This is a genomic window from Ruegeria sp. H3, assembly GCF_056533095.1.
The window spans coordinates 12,423-29,799 of the sequence record NZ_JBQFOD010000003.1 but is presented as its reverse complement, the minus strand read 5'-3'; the positions used below and the strand labels follow the sequence as shown (position 1 = coordinate 29,799).

17 protein-coding genes and 1 tRNA gene are annotated in these 17,377 nt (G+C 57.7%); 7 read left to right on the top strand and 11 right to left on the bottom strand.

The window, feature by feature from the left end:
• Positions 1-3: 3 nt before the first annotated feature.
• The 8 genes from ACR0JE_RS04515 to ACR0JE_RS04480 are packed head-to-tail and all read right to left on the bottom strand — an operon-like array spanning position 4 to position 7,420.
• Positions 4-702 carry a CbiX/SirB N-terminal domain-containing protein gene (locus ACR0JE_RS04515; protein ID WP_480863278.1) on the bottom strand — a complete coding sequence of 233 codons (699 nt, stop codon included), beginning with the start codon at positions 700-702 and terminating at the stop codon, positions 4-6.
• A gap of 60 nt (positions 703-762) precedes the next feature.
• Positions 763-1,695 carry an AEC family transporter gene (locus tag ACR0JE_RS04510; RefSeq protein ID WP_480863276.1) on the bottom strand — a complete coding sequence of 311 codons (933 nt, stop codon included), beginning with the start codon at positions 1,693-1,695 and terminating at the stop codon, positions 763-765.
• 45 nt (positions 1,696-1,740) lie between these two features.
• Entirely contained in the window at positions 1,741-2,538 is a 798-nt protein-coding gene (locus ACR0JE_RS04505; protein WP_480547789.1) for an MBL fold metallo-hydrolase, read from the bottom strand.
• Positions 2,535-3,341 carry a TatD family hydrolase gene (locus ACR0JE_RS04500; protein WP_480863274.1) on the bottom strand — a complete coding sequence of 269 codons (807 nt, stop codon included), beginning with the start codon at positions 3,339-3,341 and terminating at the stop codon, positions 2,535-2,537. Before ACR0JE_RS04500 ends, ACR0JE_RS04505 begins: the two co-directional genes overlap by 4 nt.
• A complete protein-coding gene (locus ACR0JE_RS04495; RefSeq protein ID WP_480863272.1) occupies positions 3,338-4,459 on the bottom strand; it encodes a DNA polymerase III subunit delta' in 1,122 nt (373 codons plus the stop codon). The genes ACR0JE_RS04500 and ACR0JE_RS04495 overlap by 4 nt, the downstream gene beginning before the upstream one ends.
• Before the next feature lie 3 nt (positions 4,460-4,462).
• Positions 4,463-5,089, bottom strand: a complete 627-nt coding sequence (tmk, locus tag ACR0JE_RS04490) for a dTMP kinase (protein WP_480863270.1) — start codon at positions 5,087-5,089, stop codon at positions 4,463-4,465.
• Entirely contained in the window at positions 5,086-6,213 is a 1,128-nt protein-coding gene (locus tag ACR0JE_RS04485) for a D-alanyl-D-alanine carboxypeptidase family protein (RefSeq protein WP_480863505.1), read from the bottom strand. Before ACR0JE_RS04485 ends, tmk begins: the two co-directional genes overlap by 4 nt.
• 55 nt (positions 6,214-6,268) lie before the next feature.
• A complete protein-coding gene (locus ACR0JE_RS04480) occupies positions 6,269-7,420 on the bottom strand; it encodes an SPOR domain-containing protein (protein WP_480863268.1) in 1,152 nt (383 codons plus the stop codon).
• A 201-nt stretch (positions 7,421-7,621) separates the two neighbouring features.
• On the opposite strand from ACR0JE_RS04480, the gene ACR0JE_RS04475 reads away from it, so the two are divergent.
• Positions 7,622-7,711, top strand: a tRNA-Ser gene (locus tag ACR0JE_RS04475).
• 491 nt (positions 7,712-8,202) lie between these two features.
• Here ACR0JE_RS04475 and xylB read toward each other — a convergent pair.
• The 3 genes from xylB to ACR0JE_RS04460 are packed head-to-tail and all read right to left on the bottom strand — an operon-like array spanning position 8,203 to position 11,470.
• Positions 8,203-9,666, bottom strand: a complete 1,464-nt coding sequence (xylB, locus tag ACR0JE_RS04470) for a xylulokinase (RefSeq protein WP_480863266.1) — start codon at positions 9,664-9,666, stop codon at positions 8,203-8,205.
• 50 nt (positions 9,667-9,716) lie between these two features.
• Entirely contained in the window at positions 9,717-10,442 is a 726-nt protein-coding gene (locus ACR0JE_RS04465; RefSeq protein ID WP_480863264.1) for an HAD family hydrolase, read from the bottom strand.
• A gap of 11 nt (positions 10,443-10,453) precedes the next feature.
• A complete protein-coding gene (locus ACR0JE_RS04460) occupies positions 10,454-11,470 on the bottom strand; it encodes an ABC transporter ATP-binding protein (protein ID WP_480863262.1) in 1,017 nt (338 codons plus the stop codon).
• Positions 11,471-11,617: 147 nt separating this feature from the next.
• Here ACR0JE_RS04460 and ACR0JE_RS04455 point away from each other — a divergent pair, with 147 nt between their 5' ends.
• The 6 genes from ACR0JE_RS04455 (at position 11,618) to ACR0JE_RS04430 (ending at position 17,374) form a co-directional block, all read left to right on the top strand.
• Positions 11,618-12,961: an ABC transporter substrate-binding protein gene (locus tag ACR0JE_RS04455; RefSeq protein ID WP_480863260.1), complete on the top strand. Its 1,344-nt coding sequence runs from the start codon at positions 11,618-11,620 to the stop codon at positions 12,959-12,961.
• Positions 12,962-13,030: 69 nt separating this feature from the next.
• Positions 13,031-13,897 carry a carbohydrate ABC transporter permease gene (locus ACR0JE_RS04450; RefSeq protein WP_480863258.1) on the top strand — a complete coding sequence of 289 codons (867 nt, stop codon included), beginning with the start codon at positions 13,031-13,033 and terminating at the stop codon, positions 13,895-13,897.
• A gap of 3 nt (positions 13,898-13,900) precedes the next feature.
• The gene (locus tag ACR0JE_RS04445) at positions 13,901-14,719 is read left to right on the top strand and encodes a carbohydrate ABC transporter permease (RefSeq protein WP_152460809.1); all 819 of its coding nucleotides are present in this window, start codon (positions 13,901-13,903) and stop codon (positions 14,717-14,719) included.
• A gap of 64 nt (positions 14,720-14,783) precedes the next feature.
• Positions 14,784-15,755 (top strand): sugar-binding transcriptional regulator, encoded by a 972-nt coding sequence (locus tag ACR0JE_RS04440; protein ID WP_480827033.1) that lies wholly within the window; start codon positions 14,784-14,786, stop codon positions 15,753-15,755.
• 12 nt (positions 15,756-15,767) lie between these two features.
• A complete protein-coding gene (locus ACR0JE_RS04435; protein WP_480543857.1) occupies positions 15,768-16,811 on the top strand; it encodes an NAD(P)-dependent alcohol dehydrogenase in 1,044 nt (347 codons plus the stop codon).
• Positions 16,808-17,374 (top strand): SIS domain-containing protein, encoded by a 567-nt coding sequence (locus ACR0JE_RS04430; RefSeq protein WP_480548195.1) that lies wholly within the window; start codon positions 16,808-16,810, stop codon positions 17,372-17,374. The genes ACR0JE_RS04435 and ACR0JE_RS04430 overlap by 4 nt, the downstream gene beginning before the upstream one ends.
• Positions 17,375-17,377 lie beyond the last annotated feature (3 nt).

The following is a 17,377-nucleotide window of genomic DNA, read 5'->3' as shown; positions in this document are numbered from 1 at the left end:
GCGCTACGCCGCCGCAAAGGCCGCGTCGAGCTTGCGGGCGATCTGGCGTTGAATGGGTGGAAGCTCTCCGACAACCGGCAGGGTTGCGCCTTGAAATCCTGCACGTTCCAGTTCCTGTGGGACATCTTCCAGCACATGGCCTCCGGTGCAAGCGAAGAAGGGCAGACAAAGAGACTGCGCACCGGCACCGCTTGCCGCATCTGCGATGGATGGGGGTTCTTCAACAAACCCGGCTTTCAGGGTCCTGAAAGGCAGCAGCCCGCCCAAATTTTCGGCGAACTCCAATGTCACAGCGGATGGATTGCGGCTGCGCCCAGATCCATGGGCGGCGATCACCAGATCTGTATCTTCGGTGACCCAGTCCTTTGACGTCAAAGCCTCGCGCAGGGCGGTGCACACCAAAGTTGGCAACTCAGGATCGACGCCAAGCGGGTCCAGAATCCGAAGCCCACGGTTGCCGACGCGTTTGGGCAAGGCACTGGTCACAAACCAGCCTTTGGCCATGAACAAAGGATAGATCACCGCATCAGATGGCAGTTCGTCCATCACCGCCTCAAGCCGGCCAGGGGCTGCCAAGGTGGCCGAATGCACCGAGACATCCTGGGTCAGAGCATCGACCTGAGCCGCAAATCGGGCAAGAGACGCCTCTGCCGGATCCGGGTCCGAGGGTTGACCATGGGCAACGATAATGGCCTGCGGCATATGTGGTTCCTTCTGTTTGCCCGATAGGTGTCGCGCCGGACGTGTAAGTCAAGGCGGGGATTATCCCAAAAGGGTCAGCCAAAGCCAGACGGTTATGATGGACGCTGCAGTTCCGATCAGTACAGATGACGCGGCGACCCGCTTGGCCCGGCCATACATATTGGCAAAGATATAGGCATTAAAACCCGGCGCCATCGCTGCGTTTAACACGCCCGAGCGAAACAGGTCCTGTGGCAGGCCTGTGGACGCGCCAAAGATCCAAACCAGACTAGGATGCAGCATAAGGGAAATGCAACAAACGTAAGCAATCGTCCTTAAATCGCCCTCGGGTTTGTACTTAACCAGCACGCCCCCCAGCGCAAACAAGGCGCCGGGCAAGGCCGCACGGGTCACAAGGCCAAGGGCCTCATCGACCACCCGAGGTATGACAATACCCGACAGGTTCACGACAAACCCAAGCGCGATACCCAGAATCAGGGCATTCTTGAACATCGCAGACAAAACCGACCGCGCCATGCGTATGCCGCCATGACCGCGATTTCGAACAATTTCCATCACCGTGATGCCGACGCCGTAGCAAAAGGGCGAGTGGAAGGCGATGATGGCGTAGTTGCCCGTCAGGTTGTCCGGCCCGTAGGCGCGTTCCGTGATGGGCAGGCCCAACAGGACCGAGTTTGAGAACAGGCAACAGAAGCCGATGGCAACGCAATCCTCCCAATCGCGCCCAAAGATCAACCGTGCCCCGAACAGCCCTGCGGTAAAGCACAGGGCAGCAGCGGAATAGAAGCTGATCAGCAGGCGCGGATCGAAACTGGCGCTGAGGTCCAGATGCGCAATGGCTAGAAATAGCAGGCAGGGGATGGCAAACCCCTGCGTAAATTTCATCAAACCGTCGACATGAATTTCTTTGAAATAGCCAGACCGTGTTGCTGCATAGCCTGCGCCGATGACCAGAAAGACCGGAAGGATGACGTCGATCAGGCTTTGAAGCATATCGCCCCGCGGCTTGACGATATCTGGCTCGCGCAGAGCAGCGGCTTACAGCGCCTGTTCGATCACCATCCCGTCATAGGCGGGGGTGATATTGTCAGGTGTCTCGGCCTCGACCGTCGCATAATCCAGATCGATATGCATATTGGTCAGAACCGCGCGTTTCGGGCCAAGCCGCTCGATCCAACCCAGTGTCTTTTCGAGATGCGCATGGGTGGGGTGAGGTGACCGGCGCAGGGCGTCGATGATAAGGCAATCCAGCCCCTCCATCTTTGGCCATGCGTCGTTATAGATTTCCGCGACATCCGGTAGGTAGGCGAGGTTACCCATCCGGAAGCCCAGCGAGTCGATCGAACCGTGGTTCACCTTGAATGGCTCAAACGGGATCGGGCCGCCGGGACCGTCGATTTCGAACGCGCCATCAATGGATTTCAGATCGAGGATCGGCGGATAGGGTGAGCCTTCGGGCTGGATGAACGCATACCCAAACCGACCCAGCAGGGCGTTTTGCGTATCACCATCGGCCCAGACTGGAACGCGGGTTCGCATGTTGAAGACGATCATTCTCAGATCGTCGATCCCATGCATGTGATCCGCGTGCGAGTGGGTATAGACGACCCCGTCCAATCGTCCGGTTCCCGTGTCCAGCAACTGGCTGCGCATATCCGGTGTGGTGTCGATCAGCACCGATGTAGTGCCATCCGGCCCGTCCCGTTCCACCAGCAGAGAGCAGCGGCGGCGGATATTACGCGGGTTCGCGGGATCGCAATCACCCCATTGCCCGCCCAGGCGCGGCACGCCGCCCGAAGATCCGCAGCCCAGAATGGTGCAACGCAGTAAGTTCATGCAGCGGCCTTAAACTGGGTGACCTTGGAAAACAGGCGGTCGAAGTTCAACTGAGTTTGTGCGGCGAATGCGGCGTAATCCATGCCGAACACCTCGGCCCCTTTGCGGGCTGTATGCGCGGTATACGCGGGTTCGTTGCGCTTACCGCGATAGGGTGGTGGGGCCAGATAAGGCGCGTCGGTTTCCACCAGAATGCGATCGACAGGGGCTGCAGCAAAGATGTCGCGCAGCTCCTGGCTTTTGGGGAAGGCAACGATGCCGGACATGGACAGGTAGAACCCCAAATCCAAAGCGGCGCGGGCCAGTTCGGCGGACGATGAAAAGCAGTGCATGACGCAGGAATAGGGCGCGTTGCGGTATTCCTCGGTCAGGATGCGGGCCATGTCGTCATCGGCGGCGCGGGCGTGGATGATCAGCGGCAGGCCCGTGCGCTGAGCAGCCTCGATATGGATGCGCAGCGATTGTTTCTGCACCTCGGCACTATCTGCGGTGTAGTGATAGTCCAGCCCGGATTCGCCAATGCCTACGAATTTCGGGTGCTGCGCAAGGGCGACCAGCTCATCCACCGTCGCCATCGGCTCGTCTGCCGCGCTCATCGGGTGAGTGCCTGCGGCGTAGAAGACCGGAGCGTACGCCTCGGCGATGGCGCGGACGGTGGGTTCATTGCGCAGGCGGGTGCAGATCGTGATCATCCGGGTCACACCTGCATCGGCGGCGTTGGCGATGATCTGGTCCAGCTGCCCTTCGAAATCGGGGAAGTCCAGATGGCAATGGCTGTCGGTGATTTCGGGCGTATCGCTCATCTGCTCTGACCGGCGGTTTCCTGTATCTTGAACACCGTATCTAGGACCAAAGCGGCAGGGTCAAGGTTCACCGCCTGACCATGACGTGCGCGGGCTGTGATTGTCGCGGCAACCTCGGCCCAGCGGCGGGCCTGATGAGGCGAGGCGGACAGGCGGGCAAGCGTCTCGGCCTCGTTTGGGGCGGCTTCAGGCGCGGGCGGCGCCCCGGTTGCACCGGTCAGGGACAGGCGGGACAGAGCGATGTCGATCAGTGTCAATAACAGTTCGAACCGCTCGGCCGCGCCGCGCTGGGCGGCGGTTTCGGCCAGCTTCAAAGCGCGTTGGCGATCCATGCGGGGCAGCGTGCCCAGAATAGCGATCAGTTCGGCATAGAGGTCCAATCCGCCCACATTGATCAGACGCACCGCATCGCCGACCGATCCGGCAGCCAAAGCGGCCAGATGATCGGGCTGCGTTGGCAATTCTGCCCCACTTTGCGCAAGTGCGGCCTGCATGTCCTCAGGTCCTAGAGTCGACAATCGCAGCGTCCGACAACGTGACCGGATCGTCGGCAACAGGCGCGAAGGTTGGTGCGAGATCAGCAGAAGCGTGGTTCGCGCGGGTGGCTCCTCAAGCATCTTCAACAGAGCATTTGCGGCGCTGACATTCATCTCATCAGCGGAGTCGACAATGACCACGCGCCGCCCGCCATCTGCCGAGGACAAGCCAAAAAACTTACCCAACTTGCGGATGTCATCCACGACAATCTCGCCGCGCAACCGCCCCTGATCGTTCAGCGAGCGTGTGATGGCCGCCAAACCGGGCTCTGCCCCCGCCATGATACGGTGCGAGGCCGAATGGTCCGGATCAATATCCAGTGTTTCAGGGGGTGGAGGTGCGCCGAATAGCCCACCGTCATCAGCCGGAGGCGTTGCCAGAAGAAACCGCGCAATCCGCCAGGCCAATGTGGCCTTTCCAACGCCGCGCGGGCCGGTCAGAAGCCATCCGTGATGCAACCGGTCCGAGGTATAGGCAGTCAGAAACGCCTGTTCTGCCGTGTCTTGTCCAAAAAGGCGCGAGGTTTCACGCGGATGCGGCGCGCCGGGCGCCTGATCTGGGGTTGAGGTGTCGTCGCTCATCGTCTATCGCAAAGCTGCCTGGGCGATATCTCTCACATCCTGTGCAACGCTGTCCATGTCGCGATTGCCATCGACGACGCGGAACCGGTCGGAAAACTCGTCGGCCAAAGCCAGAAACCCAGAGCGCATCTGTTTTTGCAAGGCAGGGCCGAAATCTTCAAACCGTTCCTCGGTGCCCTGGCGGCCTTTGGCGCGGGACAGGCCGATTTCCGGGTCCATATCGACCAACAGGGTCATGTCGGGTTCGCGTCCGATCATGAGACTGTGCAACTGGTCCACAATGCCCCTCAGATCACCACGCGAGAGGCCCTGATACATGCGGGTGCTGTCGGCAAAGCGGTCGCAGATCACCACCTTGCCATCGGCCAGCGCTGGTTCGATGGTGCGTTCCAGGTGGTCGCGGCGGGCAGCAGTGAACAGCAGAATTTCGGTTTCAGCCGACCAACGATCCGGGTCGCCTTCCAGCACCAGCCTGCGGATTTCCTCAGCTCCGGGCGATCCCCCAGGTTCGCGCGTCAGAATGACCTGGTGGCCCGTCTCGCGCAGAAACTCGGCCAACATCCGGGCCTGAGTTGATTTACCTGATCCGTCAATGCCTTCAAAGGTCAGGAATAACCCGCGTTTCGTCACATCGACTCCAGCGGGTTATTGATCACGTCTTTCAGAACAATACCGCCCACGGTCATCATGCGCACCATGAACCCACCCAGAGGCACATCCTCGGCTGCAACCAGCGGGCGGCGAATTTCGGGCAGGCCTTCGGGTTTGATGACCAGTTCCGCCAGTTGATCGCCCTTGGCAACAGGGGCATTGATCGGGCCGTCGTATACGACCTCTGCCTGAACGTTCTGAGTGCCCAAAACCGGGAACAGAACGTTCAGATCGCCCTCGGGCACCAACCCCACGGTCTTCTTCTCACCCATCCACAGTTTGGCTTCGGCTATCGGCGTTTCTTCGGTGGCAACTGTCCTCTCGACAAAATTTCGAAACGACCAGTTAACCACGGACTCAGCCTCCTCTGCCCGCTGAGCGGTACTGTCGAGACCGGTGAGGACAAAGATCACCCGGCGGTCGCCTTGTTTGGCCGATCCGACCAGGCCATATCCCGCTTCTTGCGTGTGGCCGGTTTTGAGCCCATCGGCCCCGATGTCCAGCCGCAGCAGAGGGTTCCGGTTGCGTTTGTTCGATGGCGCGCGCCCGTCGAATTCGAACTCTTCTTCAGCAAATAGCGGGTAGTATTCCGGGAAATCGCTGATCAAGCGATCCGCAAGAACCGCGAGATCATGCACCGACATCATATGCCCTGCGGCGGGCCAGCCGTTTGAATTGGCAAAGTTGGAATTGTCCATGCCCATCTGTTTGCCGCGTTGGGTCATGTAACGGGCAAATCCCGCCTCGGTCCCATCGGGGCTGAGCGCTTCGGCGATCACCACGCAGGCATCATTGCCCGACAGAACGATAATACCGCGCAACAGATCCTCGACCGTCACACGATCTTGCGTGTTCAGGAACATGGTCGAGCCGCCATAGCTCATCGCGTGTTCAGATACAGGCAAAGTTTCCTGCAAGGTCAAACGCCCATCGCGCAGCGCTTCGAACGCGACATAGAGGGTCATGAGTTTCGACATCGACGCGGGCGGCAGCGGTTGATCAGCGTCTTTCGACAGAAGTACAGTTCCGGTTGACTGATCGATCACATAGGCGGCACGCGCCGTGGTATCAAACGCGTGTGCGGGCAGGGCCAGGACAGCCATCCCTAGGGTAAATACGGATGTGCGAATTGCGGATAGCACGAGGCGCCTCCTGTTATCAGTTGGACACGGTGAATGCGTCGGTAAAGCCCAGGTCTTTGACATCGGTCTGAATCGCCTTGCGATCGGCGCGTGTTGTGGCAGGGCCGACTAGAACGCGCCAGACGGTTTTGTCTTCAGCCTCAAGCGCACGGACCTCGGCAGCCATACCATTCTTACGGATTTTTTCTGCGGCTGTGTTTGCATTGGCTTCAACACTAAACGTGCCGATCTGAACATAGGGCTTTGTCAAGTTCGATGCAGCAGGGGCGGCAGCTGCGGCCGCTGCCGGAGTGGCCTCGGCCGCTTCAATCGCGGCGGCTGCCCCTTCGATCGGGTCCAGCGGTGTGGCCGTTATCTCTTCGGGTTGCTTTTTCTGCCACCATTTGCGTTTGGCGGGCTTATCAGCCGGGGCTTCGACAGGGGCGTCTGATAGGCCCGGTGCGGCGGCCCCAGCAGCTGAGGCGCTGTCTACCGCAGCTTCCGCAGCCTCTTCACTGGCCGAGCCAGCCGCCGCTGCAGCAGCGCCCGCTGCGCCCGCGGCAGCAGCGGGTTCTTTCTTTTGCCACCACTTGCGCTTGGCCGGCTTTTCCGGTGCAGCAGCCTCGGTTTCTGTTTCAGGCGCAGCGGCTGCAACTTCGGTTTCTTCTTTCGGAGCTTCGGCCTCGGGCGTCTGTTCCTCAGCGGGTGGTTCTTCTTTAGGTTCTTCCCTGCGCAGGGCTATAACGCTGACCCGCGTCGGCGCACCGGCCAGCATTCCCAGTTTTTCCGCCGCGGCAGAGGAAACCTGCAAGGCAGGCCCCGGCAAGTTCGCCTGACGCCGGAACAGGGCGCCAGTGACGCTTTTGTTGTTCGCGGTGTTCTTGATCAAAACGCGTTCTGGTTGGTTAACATCAGGATGCGCCACCCAGATGCCGCCCAGCGAAGGCCGCCCATCCCAAAGCCCAGCTTCGGTTACCGAAAACACATCCGGTGCCTCAATGTCGCGCTGCGAGCTGTTGGTGACCTGAGGTACGAGTTCGATTGTCGAATTGTCCGCGCTGTCGCTCCTGGGCTTCGTTGATCCGTCCTGAGATTGAAGAACGTCGTCACACCCGGACAAAACTGTCAAAGTCACAGCTAGTACAGCCAGTCCTCGCGGATTTGCGCGTGTCTGTGTCGCTCGCTTCATCTCTTGTTCCCTTGCCTGAAAGGGCTTCGTTTTTTTCCAGCCCCGCCGAATGACCGGTTCTAAGCGCCAGTCTGCTGCGATCTTAAGGCCAGATCATAACGTGGCTGAAGGTCCAAGGAAAGGCTGCTGCGCAGGCTTGAGCAAGATTTCCCGATTTCGGCTTGCCTATGATCTCAGTTGGGCTTAGACCGGGCCTCCGACGGGGAGGTGGCAGAGTGGTCGAATGCGGCGGTCTTGAAAACCGTTGAACGTGAGAGCGTTCCCAGGGTTCGAATCCCTGTCTCCCCGCCACTCATACCTGTCTCACTTCAGTTGTGTTTTCTGACCCGGAATTGTTCCGCCGGATCAGGGAGGGCGAGCCCTGTATCAGGGTCGCAGGACTTCGAGATGTCAGAAGCCGAACAGTCGCTCTCGTTCGATCCAGTCAAGTGGGTGAGTCATGCTGACCAGACGCTTGAGTGTGAGTTCAGGCGGCTGGGTCCCGTCGAGAATCTGACAAGGCGGACATTCCCATCAAGCAGAGTCGGGCGGAATGGGCCGCCCTTTTGCATGTGTTCAGGATTACACCGATCATGGTTGGAACGATCACGACTTTTTATCCCTTCCGTCGGGAAATCGGGTGATCAACCAAGAGCGAACTCTAACCAGTCGAGACACCTCCGAGCTGACACGTTGCGCCGCTTTTTCCGAGTGGTGCTAAGTATGTGCGGCACATAGGACCGCACTATTGGCGTATTTGGAACTGGTTCAAGTTGTCTTACAGAACTACTTGCCAAGCACGTCTATCCCCGGCTGGACGATATTTCCTGAAGGTGTTCGTATGCCGCGCGGAAGCGGATTTTTGACGCGTTGAATGCCTCTGTCATATTACTGTCCGGAAGCACCCGCTCACCAATTCTGGGAGGCTTGAGGATGTCCTCTGGCGACGCTCCGGATCCAGCGATCATTGCAAGTCGAGCTGCCCCAAGTGCGGCACCGAACTCACCATCCTGCGGCAACTCTATGGGCACATCCAGAACGGTTGCGATCAGTTTTACCCAGTACCGTGATTGCGCTCCACCGCCGATACCGATCAGACGGTCTATGCGGGCTCCAGTCTGCGCCAGTGCATCATACGAGTCGCTCAATCCATAGGCGACGCCTTCGAGCACCGCACAGGTAAGGTCGTTCTGGTCGGTATCCTTTCCCAGCCCGGTAAAGCTGCCGCGAATGCTGGCGTCGTTATGGGGTGTGCGTTCTCCGGACAGGTAGGGGTAGAACTGCACGCGACCGGGCGTACACAAAGTGTCGCCCAGATTGCGCGTCAGGTCGGATGGAGTCTTGCCAGTGATCTGACCGAGCCAGTTTAGGCTATCTGTTGCCGACAACATGACACCCATCTGGTACCAGCGATCAGGAACTGCGTGGCAGAACGTGTGCAGTGCGGAATCAGGGGCAGGGTAGTAACCATCCCGCGCAGCCAAAAGAACGCCTGAGGTTCCGAGAGACAGAAAGCCATCAGCCTCATTCAAAGCCCCTAGGCCACAGGCAGCTGCCGCATTATCTCCCGCACCACCCGCAACAACGACGCTGCCACTGACGCCCCAGTTTGCCGCTAAATCGGGCCGTAAGGTGCCTGCTGGCTGGCATCCTTCGACAAGCCGCGGCATCTGTGTTTCGCTCATCTGCCCGGCGGTCAACAAGGTGTCGGACCACGCGCGGCCCGACACGTCCAGCCAGGATGTTCCGGCACTGTCCGACATATCGGCGACATAGTCGCCGGTCAGGTAGTAGTTCAAATAAGCCGCAGGAAGCAGGACCTTGGCCACGCGGGCGAAACTTTCAGGCTCATGAGCCTTGACCCAGAGCAGTTTGGGCGCCGTGAAACCGGGAAACACGATGTTGCCTGAAATCTCACGAACGCCGGGCATGGCATCCAGATGCTGTGCCTCAATATCCGAGCGCGTGTCATTCCACAGAATGCAAGGCCGGATCACGTCGCCTGCAGAATCCAGCAGAGTTGCGCCATGCATATGTCCTGCGACGCTGACAGCGCGGAGGTCGGTAAACTCGGAGTGACTACCGCGCAATTCGCCAACCGCCATTTCAAGCGCCGTGATCCAATCCGCCGGGTTCTGTTCGCTCCAACCGGGGTGTTTGTGTTCAGATGAGTAAGACTGCTCAGCAGATCCGATCACGCTGCCATCTTCTGCCAGTAGCAGGGCGCGAAGCCCGGATGTTCCCAGATCAATGCCAAGGTAGCTCATGCCACGTTGTCCCCCATTGGTGCCTGTAAATCGTTTACTTTTTTTGCCCGCTACCTGAATAGGGCGGGCGCAAGTGATTCATAGGATGATATGATCAGATCAGCTCCTTGCTGACGAAGAAACTCGCCATGCTGGTCTTCAATACCACGTAGATGCGCCCCACCCACAAATCCGGCACAATACATGTTAGCCGTCTTGGCAGCGCGCACGCCATAAGGTGAGTCTTCGATCACAAGGCAGTTTCTGGGGGGAACACCAACCTGAGCAGCGGCGTATAGAAACAAGTCTGGTGCTGGTTTGCCGTGTTCAACCTGCTCGGCGCTGAAGATGTTATCAAACAACGCGGTCATCTGCATCGCCGTCAGGGCAACACTGATCCGTTCGAACGTCCCGCTGGAGGCGATGCAATACGGAAGGTTCAACCTAGTCAACACTCCCAAAAAATCTTTGACATCAGCAATAGGTGAGAGTTCCCGCTTGAAACGTCGGAACAACTTGGCCTGCCATGTATGCGCAAAACCTCTGGCAGAGGTTGTGCTGTGCTCAGTAACAAAAGCTTCAATTGTCGAGAGAGATTTGCCTAGAAATAGGCTTCGGACCTCTTGTGCCTGCAGGTCGATACCATACTCTGTCAGAGTTTCTTTTAATGTGGACAGCGAGATGATCTCGCTATCGGCAATAACTCCATCAAAATCAAAAATAATCAGATCGAACGCCTCAAGCGATATAGGAGGCTGCGCATCCGGCTTGGAACCCTTGGCGTTGTCGCCTGCCATCGCGCGCACCGTTACAATGCGCGCCCGTCGGCACTAAATTGATGCAGTCGATTTTCGGGGACTCGAACACCTACGGTTTGACCAACAGGTGTATCGTCGTCACCGCCGACGCGCGCTACGATCTCGCTATTGTCAGGGAGTGTGAGGTATAGCAAGCTCTCGCCTCCCAGCTGTTCCTTGACCCTGACCATGGCGTCGGTATTGCCCGCGTCTTGTTGCACCAGCTCAAGATGTTCGGGGCGGCAGCCGACGAAAGCCGCCTCCGGCTTGATGGTCAATCCGCTCACTGTGTTACTGGGCGCAAACACATTCATGGCCGGGGAACCGATAAACTCGGCAACAAAGCGTGACCGGGGTGAATGATACAATTCCATCGGAGTTCCAACCTGCTCGACGCGTCCGCCATTCAAAACAACGATTTTGTCGGCCATTGTCATGGCTTCAACCTGGTCATGGGTCACATAGATCATCGTTGCGGCGAGTTGTTTGTGCAGGCCTTCCAGCTCGACCCGCATCTGCACCCGCAGTTTGGCGTCCAGATTGGACAGCGGCTCGTCAAACAGGAAGACCTTTGGATTTTTGACGATGGCCCGACCAATGGCCACACGCTGGCGCTGACCACCCGACAGCTGTGAGGGCTTGCGATCAAGATAGTCTTCCAGCTGTAGGATACGGGCTGCTTCGGCGATCCGTTCCTGCCGCAAGGCAGGCGCAAATCCGTTGACTTTCATGCCGAAATCCATGTTTTCGCGCACGCTCATGTGCGGGTAGAGGGCATAGGACTGGAACACCATCGCTAGCTCACGGTCGGCAGGTTCAGCATGCGTCACGTCCAGCCCGTCAATCTCGATACGCCCCGAGTCGGCACCCTCCAATCCAGCCAGTGTTCGCAAAAGGGTTGATTTGCCACAACCCGATGGCCCTACGAATACAACAAACTCTCCGTCCTTGATGTCCAGACTGACATCGAACAGCGCCTGTGTTTCACCGTAAAACTTGTCGAGCCCTTCAATTCTGATGCCAGCCAAGGCAACCCCTCCCCAACGGCGAACGCTGCGGTCCGCAAATTATCTTTTGTTTATCAGTAGAAACAAATGTATTGACTTTCAAGTCGGAAAAATACTTTTGTATGAACTAGTATGCAAAAGAATTTTGAACTGGGAGGAGACCTGAGAATGAAAACTCTTAGAAACTTGCTGGGTACCGCAGCCGTCGCCAGCATCATCGTGACCGGTGCGGCAGTTGCAGATGATAACTGGAGCCTAAAAAAGGCTGCCGAACCCTATGCAGGCACAACCATTGACGTCGTGTTCCTGCTGCGCCCGGGCTATGAGGCGATCGAAGCCATGCTGCCCGAGTTCGAAGCGGAAACGGGAATTAGGGTAAACGTCATAAAGCATCCCTATGAGAACGCTCTGGGTGAACAGGTGCGGGATTTTGTGGCTGGCGGTGATCTGGATATCGCACTGATTGACCTTGTTTGGATAGGCAACTTTGCAGAGAACGATTGGATCATTCCGCTGGCGGATGTGCAGGCAAAGTTCCCTGACGCAGTTGATCCAGATCTGGACATCGATGACTTTTTTCCGCTGGTGCTGAACGCCTTTGGTGGATGGAATGACACGCTTTATGGCCTGCCGTTCGACAACTATTCCGGCCTGATGTTCTATAATCGCTGCATGCTGGAAGAAGCCGGGTTCGACGGCCCACCGGAAACTTGGCAAGAGCTGAAGGACACATATGGCCCGGCGCTGACAAAAGACGGAAAATACGCCTTTGCGCTGCAGTCCAAGCGGAATGAAACCCAGTCTGCCGACAGCTTTGCAAGGATGCTTTGGCCCTTTGGCGGTTCGTTCCTAGACGATGAATTCAAGTCCAATCTGATGAGTGACGAAAGCCAGGCAGGACTAAAGTTCCGTCAGGAACTGATGGAATACATGCCTGACGGTATCGTGGCTTATGACCATGCCGAAACCGTGAATGGGTTCAGTCAAGGCGACATCGCAATGATCACCGAATGGTCGGCCTTCTATTCGTCGGTCGTCTCGCCCGAGACATCGAAAGTGGCGGATTGCGTTGAAATCGCACCCGAGCCCACAGGCCCTGCGGGCCGCAAGCCAGCACTTGGTGGGTTCTCTCTGGCAGTAGCTTCGCAAGCAGACGAAGCCGAACAAGCGGCAGCCTATTTGTTCATCCAGTGGGCAACCTCGAAAGCCAACGCACGAGAATACCTTGAGCGCGGTGGTGTTCCGGCCCGTCAGTCTGTCTATCAGGAAGACGGTCTGGAAGACTTCAAGTTTGTGCCCGCGCTGGTCGAGAGCTGGCAAGACGGCGTGCCGGAATTCCGCCCCCGTTTCGCGGAATGGCCCGAGATCACCGAGATCGTTCAGGAATGGGGCACAAAAATGATGCTGGGTGAGGTCTCGACCGAGGAAGGTGCGCAAGAAATCGGCACCCGGATGGAGGCTGTACTGGACGCAGCCGGATACTATTCTGGCGACAAGCCGCTGGCTCAGTAAAACATAGATTCAGGGGCGCATATTTGGCGCCCCTGTACCCGGTTCGAGAGGGTCAGCTGGAGGACGGATATGCGCGGCCAAGTACCCCGCAGAACAATATTTGCATTCATCGGTCCAGCGGTCATTGGTCTTGCCGCGGTGGGCATCGCGCCATTGCTTTACGCGGCTTGGACTTCAGCGCATTTCTACAACCTTACAAAGCTGAAACGGGTCGAGTTCATAGGTTTCGAAAATTATTGGACCGTTCTGACGGATGAAGTGTTCTGGCAGGCGATGGGCCGCACGTTTTTCTTGCTGGGTACGGCCCTGCCGCTGCAAATCGCACTCGGTCTGGGCATTGCGTTGGTGTTGCATCAACCTGGTCTGACACTGGTAAAAACAATGGCGCGCCTAAGCCTCGTTCTACCGATGGCCACGACCTACGCGGTTGTGGGCCTGCTGGGTCAGGTGATGTTCAACCAGAAGTTTGGCGTAGTGAACCAGCTTTTGGGCGGGGCCGACATAAACTGGATCGGCGATCCCCAGAATGCTTTTGCCATGATTGTGTTCTGGGACGTCTGGCAATGGACACCGTTTGTAGCGCTGGTTCTTCTGGCAGGTCTGACCATGGTGCCGGGCGAAGTGGAAGAGGCCGCGCGCCTGGAAACCAAGTCCAAATGGATTGTTCTGCGCTATGTGCAACTGCCCTTTCTGGTGCCGGGTCTGGTTGCGGTGCTGATCCTGCGGACAGCGGACACGTTGAAGCTGTTCGATATGGTTTTCACCCTAACACGTGGCGGACCGGGATCGTCGACCGAGTTCATTTCGCTTATGATCCAACGGGTCGGTTTTCGCGGCTTCGATCAGGGGCTGGCCTCGGCGCAGGCCATCATCCTGCTGATCATCACCATTGTACTGGCGCAAATCTATATCCGCGTCTTCTACAAAGAGGTCTGAGCTATGATGACGACCCGCTCATACTGGTCTCAGATTGCCTTGCTGGCTTTGATCATTCTGGTCTGTGTCTTCCCGTTTTACTGGATGGTCACGACTTCCTTAAAAACGCAGGTGGTAGCGCTTGAATCGCCCCCCGTGTGGCTATTCGAACCGACACTGGCCAACTATCGTGAGGCCCTGTTCGAAGACGGGGTACTACGGACACTGATCAATTCGCTGATCATTGCAATCTCTACGACGCTGCTGGCGCTAGTTCTGGGCGTTCCTGCCGCCTTTGCGCTGGCCAGGTTCGAGTTTCGCGGAAAAAAAGACCTTTGGTTCTGGTTCATCACCAATCGGATGGTTTCCCCCATTGTTCTGGCTCTTCCATTCTTTCTGATCGCCCGTAACCTGTCGCTGCTGGATAAACACATCACGCTGATCCTGATATACCTGACCTTCAACTTGCCGATCGTCATCTGGATCGTGACAGATCAATTCAGAGGCATACCCTATGATCTGGACGAGGCCGCACGGCTGGAAGGGGCCTCGCAGTTTACCATCATGCGTAAAATCTGCCTGCCATTGGCCATGCCTGGTGTAGCCGTATCGGCGATCTTTTCTTTCATCTTTTCGTGGAACGAACTGATGTTCGGTCTGATCCTGACCAGGACCGAAGCCAAAACGGCCCCCGCAATGGCCGTGTCTTTCATGGAAGGCTACAACTTGCCGTATGGTAAGATCATGGCCACATCGACGCTGATCGTGATACCGGTTCTGATCTTCGCGCTCATCGCCTCCAAGCAATTGGTGCGTGGCCTGACGATGGGAGCCGTGAAATGAAGTCTTCGACCACTCCCTTTCCCGTTTCGTTGCGGTAGAACGGAACCAAAAGGAAAGGACATCCATGTCACGCTATATCAAACTCGACCAGATCGACCCGGAAGAACAGCTATTGGTGCGGCTGTGCTGGGCCTGTGAGGTCGAGGGCATGACACAGGCCGACGCGGCCGAGCGGTTTGGAACAACGCGGCTGCGTGTCAACAAAGCGCTCAGCGAGGCGCGGCGGCGTGGCATTTTGCGTGTCAGTGTGGATTCCGTTTTTGCGGCAGCGGCGCAATTTGAATGGGAGCTTGAGCGGCAGTTCAAACTGACCCGCGCAGTTGTGGTGCCTTCGCCTGAGGACCGTGTGTCAGTCACCCCGCTGGTTGCTGCGGGGCTAGGTGCGCATTTGGGCGAAGTCTTGTGCGACCCGAAACTGACTCATTTTGGCATGTCCTGGGGCAACACTTTGAACCTTGCGACGCGCCACATGCAGCCGCTCGACCGTCCTGATCTTGAGATCGTGTCGATCATGGGCGGTGTCTCGCGCGGATCAGACGTGAACGGGTACGAGATCACCACGCGGCTGGCTGATTTATGCAACGCCGAGCACAGCTTTTTCACCGCGCCGCTTTATGCGGGTAGCCCGGAGAGTCAGGCACTGTTCATGGATCAGGACGTGATCCGGGATATGCTGGAAAAGATCCGCTCTTGCGGTGCAATTGCGCTGGCTACGGGGGATCTGGAGAGTTCGCTGCTGGTGCGTGATGCCTTGCCCAACGGGGTCGATCCGGCCGATCTGGTCGCCAAAGGCGGCGTAGGCGATATCACCGGGCACATCTTGAATGCGGATGGTGAGCTGATTGATCATCCGTTGAACCAGTGCGTCATTGGCCTGTCGCTGGATGAGATGGCCGAAATAGACAATGTCATTCTGGCCGCTGGTGGCCTTCATAAAACGCCGATTATTGCTGCGGCCCTGAAGCGCGGTTTTGTCGACACACTTGTTACGGATGAGAACACGGCAGCCGCTTTGCTTGAAACCAACAGAACATAAGGGAGGTGTAGGATGGCCAAAGCTCTGGTTCTGGAAAAAGCCCGCAGCCTTGCGCTGCGCGAGATTGAGCTGGCCAAGACATTGGGCCCTGAGGATGTCCGCGTCGCGATAGATACGGTTGGGGTGTGCGGCAGCGATGTTCACTACTACACCCATGGCAAGATTGGGCCCTTTGTCGTGAACGCGCCTATGGTGCTAGGACACGAGGCTGCAGGTGTGATCACCGAGGTTGGGTCAGACGTAACGGACCTGGGTGTCGGTGATCGGGTCTGTATGGAGCCAGGCATACCCAACACCCGGTCCAAGGCCGCAAAGCTTGGTGCCTACAATGTGGACCCATCTGTGCAGTTTTGGGCCACGCCTCCGGTGCATGGCTGCCTGACCTCCTCGGTCGTACATCCTGCGGCGTTCACCTATCGCTTGCCCGACCACATCAGCTTTGCCGAAGGGGCAATGGTCGAACCCTTTGCAATTGGCATGCAGGCAGCAACCAAAGCGCAGATCAAACCGGGTGATGTGGCGCTTGTCACCGGTGCAGGGCCAATTGGCATAATGGTGGCTCTGGCCGCGCTGGCCGGTGGTTGCGCCAAGGTCTATATCTCTGACCTGGTTGAGGAAAAGCTGTCGGTTGCTGCGCAATATGACAATATCGAACCTGTTCTGATCGGACGCGATGACCCCTCAGCCGTTGTGCGCGACGCGACCGAAGGATGGGGCGCGGATGTGGTTTTCGAATGCGCCGGCGCGGCCACCTCAATTCAAACCGCTCTCGATGCCGTAGCCCCTGCGGGCTGTGTAGTCTGGGTAGGCATGCCGGTCGATCCAGTGCCGGTCGACATTGTTCTGGCTCAGTCCAAGGAAATCAGGATGGAGACGGTGTTTCGCTATGCCAATATGTATGACCGGGCCATAGCATTGCTTGGGTCGGGTAAAGTGGATGTGAAACCTCTAATCTCTAAAACATTTGACTTTGAGAACAGCATCGAAGCGTTCGAGCGTGCAGTTGAGGCGCGACCAACAGATGTCAAAATCCAGATTCGGTTGGACCGAACATGACCGACGTTTTGGACAATTTGGCCGAACAGGTCCTGTCTGAACTACGACCGGGCTTGTCCGGTCACGTTTTGAAACAGATCGCGCCTTTATCTGAGGCTCTTGCCAATTCGCGGCAGATCCTTTGCTACGGTGTCGGTCGCGAGGGCCTGATGATGAAAGCGCTGGCGATGCGGCTGTTTCACTTGGGGTGTGACGCCCATGTGGTCGGCGACATGACGGCGCCACCGGTCGGGGCATCGGACATCCTGCTTGTCAGCGCAGGACCAGGGCATTTTTCGACTGTGGCGGCGTTGGTGGGCGTTGCGCGGGAGGCCGGTGCCAAAGTTGTCTGCATCACTGCAGAACCCGAGGGTGCCGTGCCACAGGCTGTGGATCTGACCGTTCACCTTCCCGCGCAAACCATGGCCGCAGACCAAGGTCCCGATGCCACGTCTGTGCTGCCGATGGGGTCGCTCTATGAGGTGCTCATGTTCCTGTTCTTCGAGCTACTTGTGCTGGACCTGCGCGACAGGATGGCCGTCACGCCCGAGGATATGCGCGCCAATCACACGAATTTGGAATAGCTC